19 protein-coding genes are annotated in these 20,859 nt (G+C 71.5%); 10 read left to right on the top strand and 9 right to left on the bottom strand.

Features of this window, described 5'->3' with window-relative positions; translation table 11 throughout:
* Positions 1-26: 26 nt before the first annotated feature.
* Both lplAB and N1028_RS03660 read left to right on the top strand, forming a co-directional pair.
* A complete protein-coding gene (lplAB, locus tag N1028_RS03665) occupies positions 27-1,076 on the top strand; it encodes a lipoate-protein ligase LplAB (protein ID WP_259525464.1) in 1,050 nt (349 codons plus the stop codon).
* Positions 1,073-1,648: a heme-binding protein gene (locus tag N1028_RS03660; RefSeq protein ID WP_259525463.1), complete on the top strand. Its 576-nt coding sequence runs from the start codon at positions 1,073-1,075 to the stop codon at positions 1,646-1,648. The genes lplAB and N1028_RS03660 overlap by 4 nt, the downstream gene beginning before the upstream one ends.
* Here the strand turns inward: N1028_RS03660 and N1028_RS03655 are convergent.
* The gene (locus N1028_RS03655; RefSeq protein WP_259525462.1) at positions 1,584-2,642 is read right to left on the bottom strand and encodes a TIGR03617 family F420-dependent LLM class oxidoreductase; all 1,059 of its coding nucleotides are present in this window, start codon (positions 2,640-2,642) and stop codon (positions 1,584-1,586) included. The genes N1028_RS03660 and N1028_RS03655 overlap by 65 nt on opposite strands.
* Before the next feature lie 40 nt (positions 2,643-2,682).
* Positions 2,683-2,970 (bottom strand): GNAT family N-acetyltransferase, encoded by a 288-nt coding sequence (locus tag N1028_RS03650; protein WP_259525461.1) that lies wholly within the window; start codon positions 2,968-2,970, stop codon positions 2,683-2,685.
* Between the two features lie 48 nt (positions 2,971-3,018).
* Here N1028_RS03650 and N1028_RS03645 point away from each other — a divergent pair, with 48 nt between their 5' ends.
* Complete coding sequence (locus N1028_RS03645) at positions 3,019-3,951, top strand: DNA-methyltransferase (RefSeq protein WP_375163392.1); 933 nt, start codon at positions 3,019-3,021, stop codon at positions 3,949-3,951.
* A gap of 14 nt (positions 3,952-3,965) precedes the next feature.
* Here the strand turns inward: N1028_RS03645 and N1028_RS03640 are convergent, their stop codons facing one another.
* On the bottom strand, positions 3,966-5,978 hold the full coding sequence (locus tag N1028_RS03640) for an MOSC domain-containing protein (RefSeq protein ID WP_259525459.1): 2,013 nt from the start codon (positions 5,976-5,978) through the stop codon (positions 3,966-3,968).
* A gap of 62 nt (positions 5,979-6,040) precedes the next feature.
* Between N1028_RS03640 and N1028_RS03635 the strand changes: the two genes are divergently transcribed.
* The 5 genes from N1028_RS03635 (at position 6,041) to N1028_RS03615 (ending at position 11,170) form a co-directional block, all read left to right on the top strand.
* Positions 6,041-7,027, top strand: a complete 987-nt coding sequence (locus tag N1028_RS03635; protein ID WP_259525458.1) for a siderophore-interacting protein — start codon at positions 6,041-6,043, stop codon at positions 7,025-7,027.
* 13 nt (positions 7,028-7,040) lie between these two features.
* Complete coding sequence (locus N1028_RS03630) at positions 7,041-8,114, top strand: FecCD family ABC transporter permease (protein ID WP_259525457.1); 1,074 nt, start codon at positions 7,041-7,043, stop codon at positions 8,112-8,114.
* Positions 8,111-9,265 (top strand): FecCD family ABC transporter permease, encoded by a 1,155-nt coding sequence (locus N1028_RS03625; protein WP_310795564.1) that lies wholly within the window; start codon positions 8,111-8,113, stop codon positions 9,263-9,265. The genes N1028_RS03630 and N1028_RS03625 overlap by 4 nt, the downstream gene beginning before the upstream one ends.
* Positions 9,262-10,065, top strand: a complete 804-nt coding sequence (locus N1028_RS03620; protein ID WP_259525456.1) for an ABC transporter ATP-binding protein — start codon at positions 9,262-9,264, stop codon at positions 10,063-10,065. Before N1028_RS03625 ends, N1028_RS03620 begins: the two co-directional genes overlap by 4 nt.
* Positions 10,066-10,150: 85 nt before the next feature.
* On the top strand, positions 10,151-11,170 hold the full coding sequence (locus N1028_RS03615) for an iron-siderophore ABC transporter substrate-binding protein (RefSeq protein WP_259525454.1): 1,020 nt from the start codon (positions 10,151-10,153) through the stop codon (positions 11,168-11,170).
* Between the two features lie 2 nt (positions 11,171-11,172).
* Here N1028_RS03615 and N1028_RS03610 read toward each other — a convergent pair whose 3' ends face one another.
* Positions 11,173-12,177: a LacI family DNA-binding transcriptional regulator gene (locus N1028_RS03610; protein ID WP_259525885.1), complete on the bottom strand. Its 1,005-nt coding sequence runs from the start codon at positions 12,175-12,177 to the stop codon at positions 11,173-11,175.
* A gap of 26 nt (positions 12,178-12,203) precedes the next feature.
* Complete coding sequence (locus N1028_RS03605) at positions 12,204-13,712, bottom strand: glycoside hydrolase family 1 protein (RefSeq protein WP_259525453.1); 1,509 nt, start codon at positions 13,710-13,712, stop codon at positions 12,204-12,206.
* Positions 13,713-13,865: 153 nt separating this feature from the next.
* Here N1028_RS03605 and N1028_RS03600 point away from each other — a divergent pair, with 153 nt between their 5' ends.
* The gene (locus tag N1028_RS03600) at positions 13,866-15,281 is read left to right on the top strand and encodes an O-acetylhomoserine aminocarboxypropyltransferase/cysteine synthase family protein (protein WP_259525452.1); all 1,416 of its coding nucleotides are present in this window, start codon (positions 13,866-13,868) and stop codon (positions 15,279-15,281) included.
* Position 15,282: 1 nt separating this feature from the next.
* Entirely contained in the window at positions 15,283-16,674 is a 1,392-nt protein-coding gene (locus tag N1028_RS03595; RefSeq protein ID WP_259525450.1) for an LLM class flavin-dependent oxidoreductase, read from the top strand.
* A gap of 73 nt (positions 16,675-16,747) precedes the next feature.
* Here the strand turns inward: N1028_RS03595 and N1028_RS03590 are convergent, their stop codons facing one another.
* From N1028_RS03590 to N1028_RS19735, 4 genes are all read right to left on the bottom strand, one after another.
* Complete coding sequence (locus N1028_RS03590; RefSeq protein ID WP_259525884.1) at positions 16,748-18,502, bottom strand: MDR family MFS transporter; 1,755 nt, start codon at positions 18,500-18,502, stop codon at positions 16,748-16,750.
* Between the two features lie 228 nt (positions 18,503-18,730).
* Positions 18,731-19,231, bottom strand: coding sequence for a hypothetical protein (locus N1028_RS03585; protein WP_259525449.1), 501 nt, complete (start codon positions 19,229-19,231; stop codon positions 18,731-18,733).
* Complete coding sequence (locus N1028_RS03580; protein ID WP_259525448.1) at positions 19,231-19,707, bottom strand: LpqN/LpqT family lipoprotein; 477 nt, start codon at positions 19,705-19,707, stop codon at positions 19,231-19,233. The genes N1028_RS03585 and N1028_RS03580 overlap by 1 nt, the downstream gene beginning before the upstream one ends.
* Positions 19,708-19,752: 45 nt before the next feature.
* Complete coding sequence (locus N1028_RS19735) at positions 19,753-20,847, bottom strand: WXG100 family type VII secretion target (RefSeq protein WP_310795563.1); 1,095 nt, start codon at positions 20,845-20,847, stop codon at positions 19,753-19,755.
* Positions 20,848-20,859: the final 12 nt, after the last annotated feature.

Raw genomic sequence — 20,859 nt, 5'->3', positions numbered from 1 at the left:
GTGGGAGGGAGCCGAGGAGGGCGTTCATGCACGGTGAGTACAAGGTTCCGGGCGGCAAGCTCGTGGTGGTCGATCTCGAGGAGAGCGACGAGCGGATCAGCGGGTTCCGGCTGGCGGGTGACTTCTTCCTCGAGCCCGACGACGCACTGCCGCTCATCGATGCGGCCGTGGAGGGCCTGCCGGTCGACAGTGACGCCGCCACCATCACCGCGGCCGTCAAGGCGGCCCTCCCCGAGGGCGCCGTGCTGCTCGGCTTCTCGGCCGAGGCCGTGGCCGTGGCGGTGCGTCGTGCCGTGGCGAAGGCCACGAGCTTCGACGCCTACGAGTGGCAGCTCATCCACACCGGGGCAGAGAGCCCGCAGATGCAGCTCGCCCTCGACGAGGTGCTCGCCATCGAGGTGGGCGAGGGCCGCCGGGGGCCCACCCTGCGCATCTGGGAGTGGAACGAGCCCGCCGTGGTGATCGGCAGCTTCCAGTCGGTGAAGAACGAGGTCGACAAGGACAACGCCGAGAAGTACGGCTTCGAGATCGTGCGCCGCATCTCGGGCGGCGGGGCGATGTTCATGGATGCCAATTCCGTCGTCACCTACTCCATCTACGCCCCCGCGGCGCTCGTGCAGGGCATGTCGTTCGCCGACTCCTACGCGTTCCTCGACGAGTGGGTCATCACGGCCCTGAAGTCGCTCGGCATCGAGGCGTTCTACCAGCCGCTCAACGACATCTCGTCGGCGAAGGGCAAGATCGGCGGTGCCGCCCAGAAGCGCCTCGGCAACGGCGCCGTGCTGCACCACGCCACGCTCAGCTACGACATGGACGGCGAGAAGATGGTGCAGGTGCTGCGCATCGGCCGCGAGAAGATGAGCGACAAAGGAACGAAGTCGGCCGCCAAGCGCGTCGATCCGCTCCGCAGCCAGACGGGACTTCCGCGCACCGAGATCATCGACCGCCTCATCTCGACCTTCACGGGCCTCTACGGCGCGGCCCCCTCCGAGATCACGCCCGAGGAGCGCGCGGCCGCCGAGGAGCTGGTGCGCACGAAGTTCGCCACGCCGGAGTGGATCGGCCGCGTGCCGTGAGCGCCGCCGGTGAGGCCCGCGAGGCCGCCCTCGCCCCCTTCACGGTGGCCTCCCTCGAGGCCGTGGAGCCCTTCGACGTCTCGTCGTTCACCAATGACGATGCCTTCGAGCTCGGAGTGATCGCCTCGATGCTCATCCGCGAGCGCGGGCTCGACCTCGCGGTGGAGATCGTGCTCGGCGACGACACCGTCTTCCGCGCCAAGTTCGGCGACACCGACACGGGCAACGACCCGTGGCTCGCGGGCAAGGCCGCCCTCGTGCGCCACTTCTCGCAGCCCTCGCTCCTCGTGCGCCGCCGCTTCGAGGAGGCAGGAACCCCCTTCGAGACCCTGACCGACCCCGCCCTCGACCACACCACCATGAAGGCCCACGGCGGCTCGATCCCCCTCTTCGTGCAGGGCGCCCTGGCCGGCACCATCACCACCTCAGGTGAACCGGACACCGTGGATCACGAGACCTCCGCCGACGCCCTCGCCGCCTACCGCACAGCGCACACAGGGGGCCAGGTCAGGCGCTCAGCTCGCGTTTCAGCTCGCCCCACACCGACGGATCCACCGCATAGGGAGCATTGAACGACAGCCGCTGGATCACCCCGGCGTATCGAGCCCGCAGCCCCTCCGCGACCTCCGCCGGTGATCCGATCGTCGCGATGGCCTCGAGCATCTCGTCGGGCACGAGATCGGCCATGGCCTCCCACTCCCCGCGCAGCGACCCCGCGTGCAGCGGCTCGTAGAGCTCACCCCACCCGTTCGTCTCGAGCACGCCCCGGTACGACGGCGTCGATCCGTAGAACGCGATCTGCTTGCGCACGGCGCGCACCGCGGAGTCGACCTCGGCCTGGCCGTCGCCGATCGCGATGAAGGCGGGCAGGCTGAGCTCCACCGCATCCGTGCGCCCGCTCGTCGCACGCCCCTTGGCGAGGGCGGGCAGGGTGACCTCGTCGAGGTAGCGGCGCGTGGTGAGCGGATGCACGAGGAGCCCTTCGGCGACCTCGCCCACCACCTCGGTCATGAGCTCGCCGACGCCCGCGACCACGATCGGCGGGGCTCCGTGCGGGTTCGCGCCCGGGCTGAACATCGGCGGGAGCAGGGTGTGCGAGTAGAACTCGCCCTCGAACTTCAGCCGCTCGCCCGTCTCGAAGGCGTGCTGGATGGCGCGCACCGCCTGCACGTACTCGCGCATGCGACGGGCCGGATGCGACCAGGGCATGTCGAAGCGGCGCTCGATGTGCGCCTTCACCTGCGACCCGAGTCCGAGCACGAACCGGCCGCCGGAGATGAGCTGGATGTCGTTGGCGAGCATCGCGGTGTTCATCGGATTGCGGGCGAAGGCCACGGCGATCGCGCTCGTGAGGCGCACGCGCGAGGTGGCGCGGGCCGAGAGGGCGAGGCTCACGAAGGGGTCGTGCTTGAGCTCGATGGCGAGCACGCCGTCGTAGCCGTCGGCTTCGGCACGGACCGCCTCGGCCTCGGCCTCGAGGGGGTTCGCCGCGACGTCGCCACCGGCGTCCAGGAGGAACGGGGCAGGAAGGGCGGGGGTGGTGGGGGCGAGCGCTTCGTCGGGCATGGCTCCATCCCACCACACCGCGGCCGAGCATGCGGGAGGCTCAGCCCCGGTCGACGAGCTCCTGGTAGTCGGGGTGCGTGTCGATGAAATGGGCCACGAAGCTGCAGCGGGGAACCACGGCGAGCGATCCGCTCACCCGCACGTCGTCGAGCGCGTGCCGCACGAGCTCGCCGGCCACGCCCGCCTTGCGCTTCTTGGGGTCGACCTCGGTGCGCACGAAGACGATGCGCTCGCCCTCGATGCGATAGTCGGCGAAGCCCGCCACCTGGTCGTCGAGACTGATGGTGTAGCGGTTCTGGCTGTGCTCATGGCGGATCTCGGTGCTCATTCTGCCCCGAGGATAACCCCGCCCGATGGGAACTGCCAGAATTGCACCGTGCCCGTCGCCGATCCGTTCCCTGTCCATCCGGGAGGCTCGGGTACTGCAGACCCCCGCCGGCAGTTCGGCGCCGACGCCCGCGGCGAGGGCCTCGTGTTCCACGCCGACAACCTCGAGGTGACCCCGGGTCTTGCGGACGGCTCGTTCACGGTGATCTACCTCGATCCGCCCTTCAACACCGGCCGCACGCAGGCCAGACGCTCCACGACCTCCACCCGCACTGCTCCGGATGCGGACCCGGACGAGAGACGGCCGGGCCGGGTCACCGGCTTCCAGGGCCGCCAGTACGACCGCATCAAGGGTGATCTGCTGAGCTACGACGACCGGTTCGACGACTACTGGGAGTTCCTCGAGCCGCGCATCGTGGAGGCGTGGCGGCTGCTCGCCGACGACGGCACCCTCTACCTGCACCTCGACTACCGCGAGGCGCACTACGCCAAGGTGCTGCTCGACGCCCTGTTCGGCCGCGAGAGCTTTCTCAACGAGATCATCTGGGCCTACGACTACGGTGCCAAGTCGAAGAACCGCTGGCCCACGAAGCACGACACGATCCTCGTCTACGTCAAGGATCCGCGCGGCTACTACTTCGACTCGACGACCGTCGACCGCGAGCCCTACATGGCACCCGGCCTCGTGACTCCCGAGAAGGCGGCGGCCGGCAAGCTGCCGACGGACGTCTGGTGGCACACGATCGTGTCGCCCACCGGTCGCGAGAAGACCGGCTACCCCACGCAGAAGCCCGAGGGCATCCTGCGCCGCATCGTGCAGGCGTCCTCCCGCGAGGGCGATTGGGTGCTCGACTTCTTCGCCGGCAGCGGCACCACCGGCGCCGTGGCAGCGGCCCTCGGCCGCAACTTCGTGCTCGTCGACCGGAGCGCCGACGCCCTCGACGTCATCCGCCGTCGGCTGCCGGGAGCCCGCTTCGTCTAGCGGACACGCTGTCTCTACGGCCCGAGCACGACGTCGGAGGTCGGCACCGCGCAGCAGGTGAGGATGCGCCCGTCGGGCGGCGTGATCACCGGGTCGACGAGGTACGCGATCGTGCCGGAGCGGAGCGCTCCCTCGCAGGTGCCGCACGCGCCGGAGCGGCACGCCGACGGCCAGCCGCGCCCGGCGGCCTCGGCGACGTCGAGCAGCGCTCCGGCGGCCGGGCGCCACTCGATCGGAGCGCCGCCGTCGCCCGGATCGACCGTGAACGGACCGGGGCGGGGTGGCACGCGCGGAGCCTCGTCGGTGAGTCGGGGGGTGTAGAAGACGTCGAAGTGGATGCGCTCGCGCGCGATCCCGGCACCCTCGAGCGCGCGACGTGAGGCGTCGAGCAGTCCGGGTGGCCCGCACAGGTGGGCGGTCACCTCGGCGACCGCGCGACCGGCCCCCCTGCTCGGCTCGGCGCCGTCGTGACCCCTCCCGCCGCCGGCCGCGGCACGGCAGGCGGCTGCCGCGAGATCGTCGTGGCTCGGCCGGCCGGTGCGCACCCGTACTCGACCTCCGGCGCGGGTGGTGGCGAGGGCGCTCGAGTCCGGATCACCGCCGGTGAGATGCAGCGTCAGGCTCGCGTTCGGCAGTGCATCGACGAGGTCGAGGATCTCGTCGAGGTGGGCGACCCCCTGCTGGCTTCGATCGACGTGCAGCAGTTCGACCGGGGCTCGCGAGCCCGCCGCCACGAGCGCCCGCAGGATGGCCACGGCGGGGGTGACACCGATGCCCGCGGTCACCAGCACGAGCGGATGCTCGGCTGTGGAGGTGGCGGCCGTGGAGGTGGCGCTGGTCGTGGCGGTGGACCCCGTGCCTGCGACGTCATGCACAAGACCGAACGGCCCGCTCACGAGCAGCTCGGTGCCGGCCCCGAAACGTTCGTGCAGCACCGAGGAGATGCCGCCGATCCGTTTGACCGTGATGCGCACCGAGGCGCCCTCGACGGCCGAGATCGTGTAGTTGCGCCAGTTCGGGGAGGGCTCGTCGGGCAGATGCACCCGCACGTGCTGCCCGGGGCCGGCGCCGGCGAGGAGACCCGCGGCGTCGTCGAGCCAGAGGCTCTCGATGCCGTCGGTCACGTGCTCCCGGCGGGAGACGGTGGCGAGGCGGGGCCACTCCGCGATCGCCTCGATCGGGGCATCGGGGGCGACGCCCGCGCGCGCTCCCGGCGGCAGCACGCTCACGGCATCGCCGACCGCGATCCGCCCGGCCGCGACCGGGCGCAGGTACACGCCGCAGAACATGTGCCCGAAGCGTGCGGCCAGCTGCGCGGGCACATTGAGGTCGACGGCGCCGGAGAGGGGGTCGACCGCGGTGGCGCGGCACCGATCGGTGGGCTGGAAGACCTCGAACCGCGCGTCGCCGATCGAGATCGTGCGACCCACGAGGCCGAACTCCGACCACGCCGGGAGCCCGGAGACGAGCAGGTTGCCGCGGAACCGGCGGTCGTCGACCTCTCGCCCCGTGTGCTCCTGCAGGGCGGCGACCGTCTCGAGGTTGATGAGCGAGATGAGCGCGTTCTCCCAGTCCCAGAGCCGGGCACCCGGAGCCACGACGGCGGCGTCCCCCGTCCTGCCGTGCGGGAACCACTCGCGCACGGCCGCGTCGAGCGGAGCGAGATCCGGGTCGGGGAACCGGATGCTCGCGCTCGTTCCCTGTGGATCGGTCACGATCAGCCGCACCACAGCTCCGGGGTCGTCGATGCTGCCCGCCTCTGCGCCCCCTTCGCGCTCGAGCGCGGTGCCGAACCGCACGAGGGACGGGTTCTTGGCGACGTGGTGGAAGGCTCCGCGCCGACGCCAGCCACCTCCCTCGACGTGCTCCGAGTCACCGGTCTCGATCGCCAGCACCCGGTCGAAGCCGAGCCCCTCCCCGGGTGCGACGGCCGCCGAGGCCGTGCTCGTTCCCGGCAGGCCCTTCACGGGATAGCGGGTGATGCGCGCCAGCGTCACGGTGGTGTCGCCCTGCTCCCGTGCTGTCATCGTGCCTCCTCCGTCATCCTCCCAGACCACGGGCGCGGAGGCATCCGGTGCATAATTAGGTAATGCTTACCTATCAAGCCCGCACCGACGCCGAGCGCTCCGCGCGGCCTTCGTACCGGCCGTTCCGGTCGCGGGTGGTGCGCATCGAGCAGGTGAGCCCGAGCTTCCGCCGGGTCACCTTCACAGGCCCGGAGTTCGACCGCTTCGGCACGGCCGGGCTCGATCAGCGCATCAAGATCGTGGTGCCCTTCGCCGACAAGACCTACGGCGGCGACTTCTGGTTCGACGACGAGAGCCTCGACGCCGGCACCTGGTACCAGTCCTGGCGCGAGCTGCCCGAGGCGCTCCGCAACCCTTTCCGCACCTACACCGTGCGCGCCATCCGCCCCGCCACCGCCGACGCACCCGAGGAGCTCGACGTCGACTTCGTGGTGCACGCGAGCGCCACCGGAGCGCCCGAGGGCCCCGCCGCCGGCTGGCTCGAGAGCGCCACCGTGGGCGACGAGATCGTCATCGTGGGGCCCGACGACCTCAGCATCGACTACCGGCTCGGCCTCGACTGGCACCCGGGCGAGGCCGTCGACTACCTGCTCGCGGGCGACGAGACCGCGGCACCCGCCATCTGCAGCATCCTCGAGTCCCTCCCCGCCGGCACCCGCGCCCAGGCCTTCATCGAGGTGCCGCACGCGGGCGACCACTGGGCGCTCGAGACCGCCGCCGACGTCGACCTCGTGTGGCTCGCGCGCGACGAGCACCCGGCGGGCGCGACCCCGCTCCTGGATGCCGTGCGCGACTGGGTGGGCACCCACCGCGACCGGATCGCCCCCGCTCTCGCCGACTCCGCGCAGGAGCTCGCCGACATCGACGTCGACGTCGAGATGCTCTGGGACTCGCCCGAGGACGCGGCCGGCCGCTTCTACGCCTGGCTCGCGGGCGAATCCGCGTGCATCAAGCAGCTCCGCCGCCTGCTCGTGAGCGAGACGGGCGTCGACAGGCACCGCGTGGCGTTCATGGGCTACTGGCGGCTCGGCAAGGCCGAGGGCCAGTGAGAGCCGCCCGCCGGTGACCGCGACCCCGCGGAACGCCGGGAAGCCGGGCGCGGCTGAGCTCCTCTCGGCACACCACTCCCCGGCGAGGCGCCGTCTCATCCGCGTGCTCGGGCTCGGCGGCCTCCTCGTCGGCGTGCTCGTGGCGGTCGGCCTCAGCCTCTTCCTCGGCTCGCGCTCGATCGATGTCTCGACCGTGCTCGAGGCGCTCTCGGGGGGCCGGAGTGGCGATGCGGTGGAGCAGATGGTGGTGCTCGACCTCCGGGTGCCGCGCACGATCGTCGGCGTCGTCGCCGGCGCCGCTCTCGGCCTCGCCGGCACGCTCATGCAGGGCCTCACCCGCAACCCGCTGGCCGATCCCGGCCTCCTCGGCGTGAACTCGGGGGCCTCCCTGGCCGTCGTGATCTCGATCGCCGTCTTCGGCGTGGCGAGCCCCGCGGGCTACATCTGGTTCGCGTTCCTCGGCGCCACGGTGGCCGCCGTGCTCGTCTACGCCGTCGCTTCCGGCCGCACCGGGCCCACACCGCTCAGCCTCACCCTCGCGGGGGCCGCGGTCACCGCGGTGCTCACCGCCCTCACCACGCTCGTGCTGCTGCGTGACCTCGACACCCTCGCGCAGTACCGCTTCTGGTCGGTGGGCTCGCTCGTGGCCCGCGACGCCGGCACGGTCGTGACCCTCGCGCCCTTCCTCCTCGTGGGCGCCGTGCTCGCGCTCGTGCTCGGCCGCAGCCTGAACGGGCTCGCCCTCGGCGACGACGTCGCGAGGGGGCTCGGCCAGCGGGTGGGTCTCACTCGCGTGGTCGCGGGCATCGCCGTCATCCTGCTCTGCGGGTCGGCGACCTCGCTCGCGGGCCCGCTCGTGTTCGTGGGGCTCGTCGTGCCGCACGTGGCCCGGCGGCTCGTGGGGGCCGACTTCCGCTGGATCGCGGCGTACTCGCTGCCCCTCGGCGCCATCCTGCTCGTGCTGGCCGACACCCTGGGCCGCCTCATCGCCCAGCCCGCCGAGCTGGAGGCGGGCATCGTGGTGGCCGTCATCGGCGCGCCCGTGCTCATCGCGCTCGTGCGACGCGATCGGGGCGTGATCCGGTGACCGGCGCAACGCCCGGACCCATGCCCGGCTCGGGTTCCGGCCCCACGCCCGGCTCCGCATCCGGCCCCACGCCCGGCCCCAGACCCGGCCCCGAAACCGTCGTGCCCGACCCGCTCGCCGACCGGCGGATGCTCGCGGCCGTCCGCCGAATCGGCCTCGGCCGCCGCCTGATCGTCATGGGCGTGCTCGTCGTCCTGCTCGTCGTGCTGGCCTGCCTCGCCCTCGTGCTCGGCGACCGCGTGCTCGCGCCCGGCGACGTCGTGGCCTCGCTCCTCGGCCTCGGCTCCGGTGGTGACAACTTCGTGGTGCAGGGCCTCCGGCTCCCCCGCCTCACCCTCGGGCTCCTGGTGGGCGCGGCGTTCGGCCTCGCCGGCGCCGTCTTCCAGAGCCTTCTCGGCAACCCGCTCGCGAGCCCCGACATCATCGGCATCTCGCAGGGTGCGAGCGCCGCGGCGGTCGGCGCCATCCTCGTGCTCGGCTGGGGCGGTATCGGCGTCTCGTTCGCCGCCTTCGCCGGAGCCGTCGTGGTGGCAGGGCTCATCACGCTCCTCGCCACGCGCAACGGCGTCGCCGGCTCCCGGTTCGTGCTCATCGGCATCGCGCTCGCCTTCCTCGCCCAGGCGCTCATCGGCTACCTCCTGACGCGCGCCGACGTGCGCGACGCCCAGTCGGCACTCGTCTGGCTCGTCGGCAGCATCGGCACGGTGAAGGGCGAGGAGCTGGCCGTCACGGCCACGGCCGGGCTCGTGCTCGTGATCGGTCTCATCCTCCTGGCTCCACGGCTCCGGATGCTCCAGCTCGGCGACGAGACGGCCGCCGGTCTCGGCGTGCGCGTCACCCCCACCCGCCTGCTGCTCACCCTCGTGGCGGTGGGGTTCGCCGCCGTCGCCACCGCGGCCGCCGGCCCCGTGGCCTTCGTGGCCTTCGTGGCGGCGCCCATCGCCAGGCGACTCCTCGGCGGGGCGGGCACCGCCTCCGCCCTCGTGGCGAGTGCGCTCGTGGGGGCCGTGGTCGTGACCGGAGCCGACGTCATCGCCCAGCACGCCTTCCCGGGGCTGCAGGTGCCGGTCGGCATCGTCACCGGCATCGTCGGCGCACCGATCCTGCTCGGACTCCTCGCCCGCGGCAACCGAACGAGAGGAACCGCATGAGCTCGCACGAGCTGCGCGCCGAGGCGCTGTCCCTGGGCTACGACGGCCGCCGGGTGGTCGACGCCCTCGACGTGGCGATCCCGGACGGCGGGGTCACCGTGATCGTCGGCCCCAACGCGTGCGGCAAGTCGACGCTCCTGCGCGCGCTCGCCCGGCTGCTGAAGCCCGAGGAGGGTGCGGTGCTGCTCGACGGCACCGACGTGCACCGCTACCCGAGCAAGAGACTCGCCACGCTCGTGGGCCTCCTGCCGCAGCAGCCCGTGGCGCCCGAGAGCATCACCGTTGCCGACCTCGTGGGCCGCGGCCGCTTTCCGCGCCAGGGCCTGTTCCGGCAGTGGACCGCGGCCGACGACCACGCGGTCGCCACCGCCCTCCGCTCCACCGACACCCTCGGCATCGCCGAGCGCCGCGTGGAGGAGCTCTCGGGAGGTCAGCGGCAGCGGGTCTGGATCGCGATGGCTCTCGCACAGGAGACCGACATCCTGCTGCTGGACGAACCCACGACCTTCCTCGACGTGACCCACCAGGTGGAGGTGCTCGACCTCCTGCACGAGCTCAATCTCGAGCGCGGCACGACCGTGGTGATGGTGCTGCACGACCTCAACCTCGCCGCGCGCTACGCCGACCACCTCGTGGTGATGTCGGGCGGGCGGATCGTGGCCGAGGGGGCCCCGAGAAACGTCATCTCGGCCGAGATCGTGCGGAGCGCCTTCGGGCTCGAGGCCCTCGTGATCGACGATCCCGTGAGCGGATCGCCGATGGTCGTGCCCCGGGGACGGTTCCGAAGCACGCCTGCGTGACCTACGATGGTTAGGTAAGGCAACCCTTACAAGCACCTTGAGCACCCACAGCACCCACAGCGCCCTGAACTCCCTGGAGGAACCCGTGCCCCGTCTCCGTCCCCGCCTCGCGACACTCGCCGCGTCGACGCTCGCCGCAGCCCTCGTGCTGACCGGCTGCGCCGCCGGTTCGAGCGAGACGCCCTCGACCGCCGATGCGGGCGCCGGCTCCGGCGAGTCCGTCACGATCGAGCACGCCTTCGGCGAGACCGTCGTGCCGGCCGACCCGCAGAACGTCGTGACGCTCGGCTGGGGCTCGACCGACGCGGCCATCGCGCTCGGCACCATCCCCGTCGCGATCCCGTTCGACTCCTACGCGGGCGACGAGAACGGCGTGCTGCCCTGGGTCGCCGAGGCCGTCGAGGCCGCGGGCGCCGACCTGCCCACCGTGCTCCCCGAGTCGCCCGACGAGCCGCCCTACGAGGCCATCGCCGAGGCCGATCCCGACGTCATCCTCGCCGTCTACTCGGGTATCACCGAGGAGCAGTACGAGACCCTCAGCCAGATCGCCCCCACCGTGGCCTACCCGGGTGAGGCCTGGAGCACCCCGTGGCGCGACGTCGTGACCACGGTCGGCGAGGCGCTCGGCAAGTCGACCGAGGCCGAGGAGGTGCTCGCGGGCATCGACGACCAGCTCGCCGAGCAGGCCGCGGCGCACCCCGAGTTCGAGGGCAAGACCATCGCCGCCGTCTGGGACATCGCAGGCACCTTCTACGTCTACAAGAAGGAGGATCCGCGGGTGGAGTTCATGCTCGACCTCGGCTTCGAGAGCGCACCCTCGGTCGACGAGCTCGCCAACGGCGACTCGACGTTCTTCTCCACCCTGAGCTACGAGCAGCTCGACCAGCTCGAGGCCGACGTGGTGCTGAGCTACTCCGACACGCAGGCCGAGGCCGACGCGTTCCTCACCGCCCCGCAGACCTCGGTCATCCCCGCCGTGAAGGCCGGCACCGTGGCCCAGCTCGTGGGCACCGAGTACATCGCCGCGGTCTCCCCGCCCACCGCCCTGTCGCTGCCCTGGGGTCTCGACCAGCTCGTGGAGGCCCTCGCCGCCGGCGCGGAGTAGCGTCAGGCGGTTCCGCGCCGCACCAGCTCCGTGGGGATGATGGTGCGATGCGGGGCCTCCTCGCCGGAGATCAGCCGCACGAGCAGCTCGGTCATCGAGACGCCGAGCTCCGTGGCCGGCTGGCGCACCGTGGTGAGCGGCGGATCGAGCGTGGCCGCGAAGGCGTCGTCGTCGAACCCGACCACCGCGATGTCCGTGGGGCTCGCGAGTCCGCGCATCCGCAGCGCCTGGATGGCGCCCGCCGCCATCTGATCGTTCGCCACGAAGAGTGCATCGAAGCCCGCGCCGGTGGAGCCGGTACCGGATGCCGGGTGCTGATCGAGCAACCGGATCGCGGCCTCGGCCCCCGACTGCTGGGTGAACGCGCCGTGCTCGGCGAGCGAGACGTCGCCCCCCACGGCCTCGATCGCGTCGCGCCAGCCGGCGAGCCGGTCGATGCCGGCGGGCATGTCCTGCGGCCCCGCGATCGTGGCCACCCGGCGCCGGCCGGAGCCGAGGAGGTACTCGGTCGCGCTCCGGGCGGCGTGCCGGTTGTCGACGTCGACGTAGTGCCGCGACTCGAGCTCCGGGTTGAGCGGGCGGCCACCGAAGACGATCGGCAGCGCGTCGCCGAGACCGAGGTAGGAGTGGTCGCCGGAGTGGTGCGAGACCACGAGGGCCCCGTCGACGTTGCCGCCGAGGAGGTAGCGCCTGGTCTTCTCGGGCCGGGTCTCGGAGGCCACGAGCAGGTTGAGCGTGAAGTCGGTCTCGGCGAGGGCCCTCGCCACCCCGCGCACGACGGGCGCGAAGAACGGATCGGCGAACACCGTGGAGGTCGACTCCGGCACGATCAGCGCGATCACGTCGGTGCGCCGGCTCGCGAGCGAGCGCGCCACCCGGTTGGGCACGTAGTTCAGTCGCGCCACGGCGGCGTGCACGGCCGCCACGGCCTCGGGCGCCACGGAGGCGTGCCCGTTGACGACCCGCGACACCGTCGCGCGCGAGACGCCGGCCTCGGCGGCCACCATCTCGAGCGTGGGGTTGCCGCTCGGGATCACGGCCGGTCGGCCGATTCCGCCGCCACCGCGCCGGCTCCCGCTCCGATGGCTCCCGCCCCTCCGGCGATCACTTCCGCGTACGCGAGCGCGCTGTCCTTGGGCGTCCGCACAAGGGTGTCGTAGTCGACCCGCACGATGCCGAAGCGCTTGCCGTAGCCCCAGGCCCACTCGTAGTTGTCGAGCAGCGACCAGACGAAGTAGCCGCGCACGTCGGCGCCGTCGGCGATCGCATCCGACACCGCCTGGATGTGATCGAGGATGTACTGCGTGCGCTGGGTGTCGTGCACAGCCTCGATGTCGCCGCCCGCCGTGCCGTCGTGCTCCGTCGACACGGTGTCGTCGTAGGCGGCTCCGTTCTCGGTCACGTAGAGGGGCGGCAGGTTCGGGTACTCCCGGCCGAGCCGCACCAGCAGCGTGCGGAGTCCGGCCGGATTGACCTCCCAGCCCATGCCCGTGAGGGGGAGGCCGCGCAGCGGGAACGTGATGTGCTCGGAGCCCACGAAGGGCGAGCGCACGGCGCGCCCGCCGGCCACCGCGTGAGGGTCGACCGGCACCACCGAGGGGTCGGCGGGGGCGGGGATGGGGTGACCGCTCACCATGTCGTCGTGGTAGTGGTTCACCCCCAGGAAGTCGAGGCGCTGCGCGATGATCTCGAGGTCGCCCGGCCGCACGAGGGCCGTGTCGTCGACCTCGTCGAGACCGAACTCCGCCAGGTCGTGGCGGATGTCGGCCGGGTACTCCCCGCGCAGCAGCGGGTCGAGGAAGATGCGGTTGTTGAGCGCGTCGAGCCGCCTGGCGGCGTCGGCGTCGGCCGGGTCGGAGGGGTTCGCGGGGATGGCGTTGGTGAGGTTGAGCGTGATGCCGATCTCCTCCGCACCGAGGTCGCGGAGGCGCTGCACGGCGAGGCCGTGCGCGAGGTGCTGGTGGTGCACCGCGGCCACGGCGGCTGCGGGCTCCTGCCGGCCCGGTGCATGCACGCCCGAGGCATAGCCGAGCAGCGAGGAGCAGAACGGCTCGTTGAACGTGGTCCAGTGCGAGACCCTGTCGCCGAGCACGCCGTGCACGATCTCGGCGTACTCCGCGAAGCGGTAGGCGGTGTCGCGGTTCGCCCAGCCACCCTTCTCCTCGAGCGCCTGCGGGAGGTCCCAGTGATAGAGCGTGAGCCAGGGCAGGATGCCGGCGCCGAGCAGCTCGTCGACCAGCCGGGAGTAGAAGTCGAGCCCGGCGGGGTTCACGGCGTCGTCACCGGGGCGGATGCGTGCCCAGCTCGTCGAGAAGCGGTACGACTGCAGGCCGAGCTGCTTCATGAGCGCCACGTCGGCCGGCATGCGGTGGTAGTGGTCGACTGCTACATCCGGGGTGTCGCCGTTCAGCACGGCGCCGGGCAGTCGGGAGAAGGTGTCCCAGATGGAGGCCTGCTTGCCGTCGTCGAAGGCCGCGCCCTCGATCTGGGCGGCGGCCGTGGCGGAGCCCCAGAGAAAACCGGGAGGGAACGAGGTCGTCATGGGTGCACTGCTCCTTTGCGTGGCGGTAGCAGCTCGTGAGAGCGCTCTCCAAGCGTACCGCGCCCGGATTTCGTAACAGAACTTCGCAAAGGGCGTTCGGCGGGGCCGGGCGTGCGAACCTGATGCATCGCCGATCGACGGGAGGAGCCCGGGATGACCCGCACGACACCAGCAGGACAGCCGCACGGCTTCGCCACCCGGCAGGTGCACGCCGGGCGCGGCAGCGACGGCCCCGGCGGGGTCAACGCCAGGGCGACCCCCATCTATCTCAGCGCCGGCTTCGTGTTCGACGACTTCGACCAGGCCCGCGACCGATTCGGCGGCGCCGACGACGGCTTCACCTACACCCGGATCGGCAACCCCACGAACTCCTCGGTCGAGCGCCGCATCGCCGCTCTCGAGAGCGGTCGCGAGGCGATCCTCGTCGGCAGCGGACAGGCCGCCGTCTCGGTGGCCGTGCTCGCGCTCCTGAAGGCGGGCGACCACCTCGTGTCGGCCAACAGCATCTACGAGGGCTCGCGCGGCCTCTTCGTGGAGAACCTCGGCCGGCTCGGCATCGAGACCTCGTTCGTGGCCGAGCACAACGATCCGCTCGCCTGGGAGCTCGCCATCCGCCCCTCCACCCGGGCGCTGTTCGTGGAGTCGATCCCGAACCCCAAGAACGACCTCGTCGACCTCGCGCTCGTGGCCGGGGTCGCGCACCGCCACGGCATCCCGCTCATCGTCGACAACACCTTCGCCACGCCCTACCTGCTGCGGCCGCTCGAGCACGGGGCCGACGTGGTGGTGCACTCGGCGAGCAAGTTCCTGGCCGGGCACGGCTCGGTGCTCGGCGGCGCGATCGTCTCGGGCGACGGGTTCGACTGGGCCGGACAGACCCCGCAGGCCGCCCACGCATCCGGGGCCCCGCTCTTCCCGCACCTCACCGAGCCCGCCCACGCGCTCGGCGGCGCGAGCTACGTCGAGCGCTTCGGGCCCGACGCCTTCGCCGTCTACGCCCGCGACGTCGTGGCCTCGCGGCTCGGCCCCACGCCCTCCCCGCTCAACGCCTTCCTCATCGAGCAGGGCATCGAGACGCTCTCGCTGCGCGTCGACCGCCAGTCGGCCACGGCGCTCGCGATCGCGCGCTGGCTCGACGAGCAGCCGGGCGTCGAGTCGGTCGACCACGCGGGCCTCGCCTCGAACCCCCACCACGCGCTCGCCGAGCGCTACCTGCCGGTGGGGCAGGGCTCGGTGTTCTCGTTCACGCTCGCGGGCGGTGCGGATGCCGCGCGCCGGTTCATCGACTCGGTCGCCCTCTTCACGCGCATGACCCACCTCGGCGACGTGCGGTCGCTCATCATCCACCCCGCCTCCACCACCCACGCCTACCGGAGTGCGGAGCAGCTCGCCGAGGCCGGGATCTGGCCGGGGCTCATCCGGCTGTCGATCGGTGTGGAGGACGCGGGTGACCTCCTCGCCGATCTCGAGCAGGCGCTCGAGGCGTCGGGCGCCGCCGCACCCGCGACCGCTGCACCCGCGGGCGCGCCCGCCGCTGCGCCCGCCGTGGCCGACCCGGCCGTGGTCTGACGTGGCGCATCCGCAGCACTTCGGCTGGTTCCTCTCCCGCGGCTTCGGCCCGCACGGCTGGGGTCACCCGTACTACGAGTGGAACCACCCGTGGCACCGCCCCGAGCTCTACCAGCAGTCGATCCGCACGCTCGAGCAGGCGGGCTTCGACCTCGTGATCATCGAGGACGCCCTCTCGCTCGGCAACGCCGAGACGCTCGACCTGCGCATCCGGAGCGCCTACGGCGGCCCGAAGCACGATCCGCTCCTGCTCGCGCCCTACCTCTTCGACGTCACCGAGCACATCGGCATCGCGCCCACCGTGAACCCGCTGGCCTACTCGCCCTACCAGGCGGCGCGGCAGTTCGCGACGCTGCAGCACCTCAGCGACCACCGCTTCGGCATCAACGTCGTGACCGACGTCGGATCCTCCCGCCACTTCGGCGTGCCTCCGCTCGATCACGACGGTGCCTACGACCGGGCCGAGGAGTGGCTCGGGGCCGTGCAGCGGCTGTGGCACAGCTGGGGCCCGGATGCCCTGGTGCAGGATGCGACGACCGGTCACTTCGCCGACGGCTCGAAGCTCGACGCGTTCCAGCACCGCGGCGAGCACTTCAGCTTCGACGGCCCTCTCAACGCCCTGCCCTTCACTCTGCCGAAACGTCACTTCTCACGTGAAAACGCCGCTCTTGGTGCCGAAAGTGACGTCTCGGCAGAGAGTGTGTCGGGCGACCCGATCGTGGTGTCGCCAGGGGGGTCGCCGCGGGGGCTCGGGTTCGCGGGGGCGAACTCGCAGGTGCAGCTCGCGCTCGCCTCGCTCGACGTCGAGTCGATCCGCGCCTACCGCGCGAAGGTGCACGCGGCCGCGTTCGCGCACGGCCGGAGCCCCGCCGACATCGACGTGCTGTTCGTCTTCAAGCCGATCGTGGTGTCGAGCCCGGAGGAGGCGCAGCGCCTCGTCGACGCCTCGGCGCACCCCGACGACGCGACCCTGCTGCAGATCGCGGCCGGCCAGTCGAGCGACCTCGAGACCGACCTCACGGGGCTCGATCTCGACCGGCCCGTCGATCCGGCGATCTTCGGCGACCACGTCTCGCGCGGCACGATCAAGGGCCTGCTCGGCGGCCTCGACTCGTTCGCCGACGCCACGCTGCGGGAGCTGCTCACGGCGAAGGCGCGCCTCGGCCGCATCGCCGACCGCTCGGGCTACGTGGGAACCGCCGACGAGATCGCCGACTTCATCGAGGAGCTCGGGGCGGAGGCCGACAACGACGGCTTCATCTTCTCGGGCGACCTGCATCCGGTCACGATCCACCGCATGCTCGACGAGCTCGTGCCCATCCTCCGCCGCCGCGGCATCCTCCGCACCACCTTCGGCGCAGGCGGCCTCCGAGCCAACCTCAAGGACTTCTAGGTTCTGCCGAGCCGTCACTTTCCACACTTCCCACGTGCGGGTTGCGTGGAAAGTGACGGTTCGGCAGACCTCGCTAGTGTTCGGCGGGGCGCTGGGCGGGGGTGGAGTTGGTGTCGGGGAGCACCATGGCGCCCATCTCCTCTGCGGCGAGCGACGCCTGCACCGCGGGGGACACGGCGGGGGAGGCCGTGGGCTCGGCGGCGGCCGCGTCGTCGGCGGCCTCCTCGAGGGCCGACTTCGCGCGGAGCGGGGTGGCCTTGAGGAACCAGCTCAGCACGAAGGCCACCGCGACCACCGCGAGGCAGACCCAGAACACGGTCTGGGTGGCGTTCGCCCACGCGTCGACGAACGGCAGCGTGAGCCGCGAGTCGGCGCCCACGAGGAACGAGGTGTCGCCGCTCAGCGCGTCGCCGATCGATGACGGGTCGCTCTTCGCGTCGGTGAGGATCTGCAGGATGGCTGCGTTGGCCGGATTCGCCAGCACGGCGGGGTCGGCGGCCGCTGCCTCCGTGCCGGCAACGATCTGGGGATTCACGAATGCGGCCGGCAGCGTGGTCTCCAGGCGCGAGAACAGCACCGAGAACACCACGGCCGTGCCGAGTGTGCCGCCGATCGAACGGAAGAACGTCGACGCCGAGGTGGCCACACCGATGTCGCGAGGGCCCACCGAGTTCTGCGACGCGATCGTGAGGGTCTGCATGAGCTGGCCGAGTCCGAGGCCGATCACGAGCATGCCGATCAGCACGTACCAGACCGGCTTGTCGGCCGAGACGAAGGTGAGGTAGAAGAAGGCGGCCACGAGAAGGCCTGTGCCGAGGATGGGGAACATCCGGTAGCGGCCCGTGCGCGAGATGAGCTGGCCCGAGACGATCGAGGCGATCATGAGGCCGAGCACCATCGGGATCATCATGAGCCCCGCCTCGGTGGGGGTCGCTCCGGTGGCGATCTGCAGGTAGTTCGGCAGCGTCATCATGGCGCCGAACATGCCGAAGCCCACGAGCACGCCGAGGATGGTGGCCATCGAGAACGTGGGGGACTTGAACAGCTTGAGCGGGATGATCGCGTCGTCGCCCATGCGCCGCTCCACCACGAGGAAGAGGATGAGACCGATCGGGGCGAGCACGTAGCAGGCGATGGCGCCGGGCGATCCCCAGCCCCACTCGCGCCCCTGCTCGGCCACGAGCAGCACGGGCACGACGGTGAGGATGACCGCGGCCACGCCCCACCAGTCGATCCGCACGGCGCGGCGGGTGTGCGGGATGTGCAGGAAGAGCAGCACGATCACCATGGCGATGGCGCCGATCGGCAGGTTGAGCAGGAAGATCCAGCGCCAGCCCGTGATGCCGAGGATCTCGGGGGCTCCCGAGAGCAGACCGCCGAGCAGCGGGCCGATGACGCTCGAGATGCCGAAGGTGGCGAGGAAGTAGCCCTGGTACTTGGCGCGCTCCCGCGGGGCCAGGATGTCGCCCATCACCGTGAGGGCGAGCGACATGAGTCCGCCGGCGCCGAGCCCCTGGATGGCGCGGAAGATCGCGAGCTCGTACATGTTCGTGGCGATGCCGGCCAGCAGGGATCCGACGAGGAAGATCGCGATGGCGATGATGTAGAGCGGGCGCCGGCCGAAGATGTCCGAGAGCTTGCCGTACAGCGGGGTCGAGATGGTCGACAGGATGAGGTAGCCCGTGGTCACCCAGGCCTGCAGGCTGATGCCGTCGAGGTCGTCGCCGATCGTGCGCATCGAGGTGCCGACGATCGTCTGGTCGAGCGAGGCGAGGAACATGCCGGCCATGAGCCCGAAGATGATGAAGAGGATCTGTCGGTGCGTCATCCGGCCACCGGCCTCCTTGAGCGCTGCGGCCCGGGCGTCGGCGGCACGTGCCGACTTCGAGGGTGCTTTCGCGCCGGTTCCTGCGCCCTTCGTGCCCCTTCCCTTCTCGTTGCGGGAGGACGGTTCGGAACGAGACATGGGCATCCTCAGGGCAGCACAGCGGAGTGGGAGAACCGCGCCAAACTTGCGCAGACTGCAAAGTTACACCCGCTGAACCGCCCCCGCCACTCAGCCGCCGAAGAGCTTGCCGAAGAGGCCCTTGCGGGCTCGCTCCCAGCCGGCCGACTCCAGGGCCGCGATGAGCGGCTCCTTCACCTCGTCGGTCGTGAACGAGTAGCCGTAGGTGTTGCCCTCGTGCGTGCCCTGGCGGTCGGTCGTGCTGGCGGCGGAGCCGACGCCGAACTGGAACGAGGCGCTCTTCTGCCTGCCCTTGAAGCCCGAGCTGCCGAAGGAGGCGCTGAAGCCCCCGCCGCCGTCGCTCTGCACGGTCGATCGGCTCTCGGAGCGGGTCTCGTCGAAGGTCCACGTCGACGACTCGGGGTCGAGAGTGACCCTCAGCTCGTAGTCGCCCGAGATGGTGCCGGCCGCGGTGATGGCGGCCCACTTGACGTCGGCGTACTTCCAGGCGGCGCGGATGCCGTAGGGCGCGGGCTCGTAGACGAACGGCAGCTCGTCGCTGTTGAGCGCGAGCACACGCGCCTGAGCCTCGGCGAAGGAGAGGGCTGCCATCAGGACGTCGTCACCGCGCTGTCCTGGATGGCGCGGATCTCGTCCCAGATCTCGGTGGCCTGCCTGCCCGAGGTGGTGGCCGTGACCTGCACGAGGTCGGCCACGGGTCCGTTCTCGACCACGGTGATGCGGACGGCCTGCATGAGGGTTCCCGCGCGCGGGTCCGGGTAGCTGAACTCGATGCGGAAGCCCTCGCGGCCGAGGACCTCGTGCGCGTCGCGCCCGAGCTCCTGCACGCCCTCGATGGACTCGACGCGGCCGACGACGGCGTCGATCGCCGTCTGAAGGGAGTAGCCCCGGGCGAAGCGGGAGATCGCCACCACGACGTTGGGACGGAACTCGCCCTGCTCGACCTTCTTGCCGGCGGCGAGCACGGCGCCGGCCACGGCGAGCGGGCTCCAGTCGTCGGGCACGGTCAGGCCGATGGAGGGCAGGGCGGGGGCGGAGTCGCCGGGGAAGCTGATGGAGTTCGACATGGTTCGAGCCTTTCAGAGATCGAGGAGAAGTGGATCAGAACGGGATCAGAATCCGAGCCAGCCGCCGACGGTGTCGATGGTGTCGGAGGGGCTGATCGAGAGGTCGAGGCTCACACCGCCGCCGAGGCCGAATGCGGCACCGACGTCGAGCGAGACACCCACGTTGTCCCAGGTGACCTCGGCCTCGACGTTCGCGTGGCCGCCGATGCCGTACATCACCTCGGCGCCACCGCCCACGGAGACGGCGCCGCCGCCCACGTTGAGCTCGCCCTCGACTCCGGCACGGCCGCCCACGAAGCCTTCGACGCCGGCGTTGGCGCCGATGCCGTTGGGGCCGGCGGTGACGCCCACGTCGGCGCTCCCCTCGGCGCCGACCATGACCTCGGCGCTTCCGCTGCCGCCGTACATGCCGTCGGCGCCCGAGAACGATCCGCCGGCGTCGGCACGACCGCCGATGAAGGCGTCGGCCGAGGCGTCGGCGTACGCACCGTCATCGAGGTTGAAGCCCGCTCCTGCATCGGCGTTCGAGTCGAGGCCGACGAAGGCGTCGGCCGACCCCTCCCCACCGAAGTTCTCGTCGCCGAAGCTGCCGTTGGCACCCGCTCCGGCGCCCCACTGCCAGCCGGCCTCGGCCCGCGCATCCGGCATGCCGTTCTCGTCGTAGGTCACGCCCGCGTCGGCGTAGCCCTTGTCCTCGAAGCCGTGGGCGTAACTGCCGGAGTCGTCGTCGGATCCTCCGTTGCCGCCACCGCCACCGCCTCCTCCGCCGCCGCCTGACGAACCACCGCCGGTGGATCCGCCGCCGGAGCCGCCGGAGCCGCCCGAACCGGAGCCGCCGGCCCCACCGCCTCCGCCGAATGTTCCGCCGTCGGTCGAGGTCGTGCTCTGGTCCTCGGCGTTCTTCACGAGGCTGTCGCTGCCGGCGGTGAGGGCCGCGACCGCGGCCTTCAGCTGCGCGGTATGCGTGCCGTTCCAGTCCGAACGGAAGGTGGAGGCATCCGGACCCTGCCACGCCTGCGCCTGATTGACGCTCGAAGTGAGACTCGATGTCACCGTGTTCAGATTCTCAGCGGCGTTGTCGAACTTCTTCGCCAGTTGTCGGAGCTGCTCGACGTCTGCCCCGTAGAAACCACCAGCCATGACACCCTCTCA

Origin of the sequence: Herbiconiux oxytropis (assembly GCF_024979315.1) — a bacterium.
Classification (GTDB): Bacteria; Actinomycetota; Actinomycetes; order Actinomycetales; family Microbacteriaceae; genus Herbiconiux; species Herbiconiux oxytropis.
This window is presented reverse-complemented; position numbering and strand designations above follow the sequence as displayed.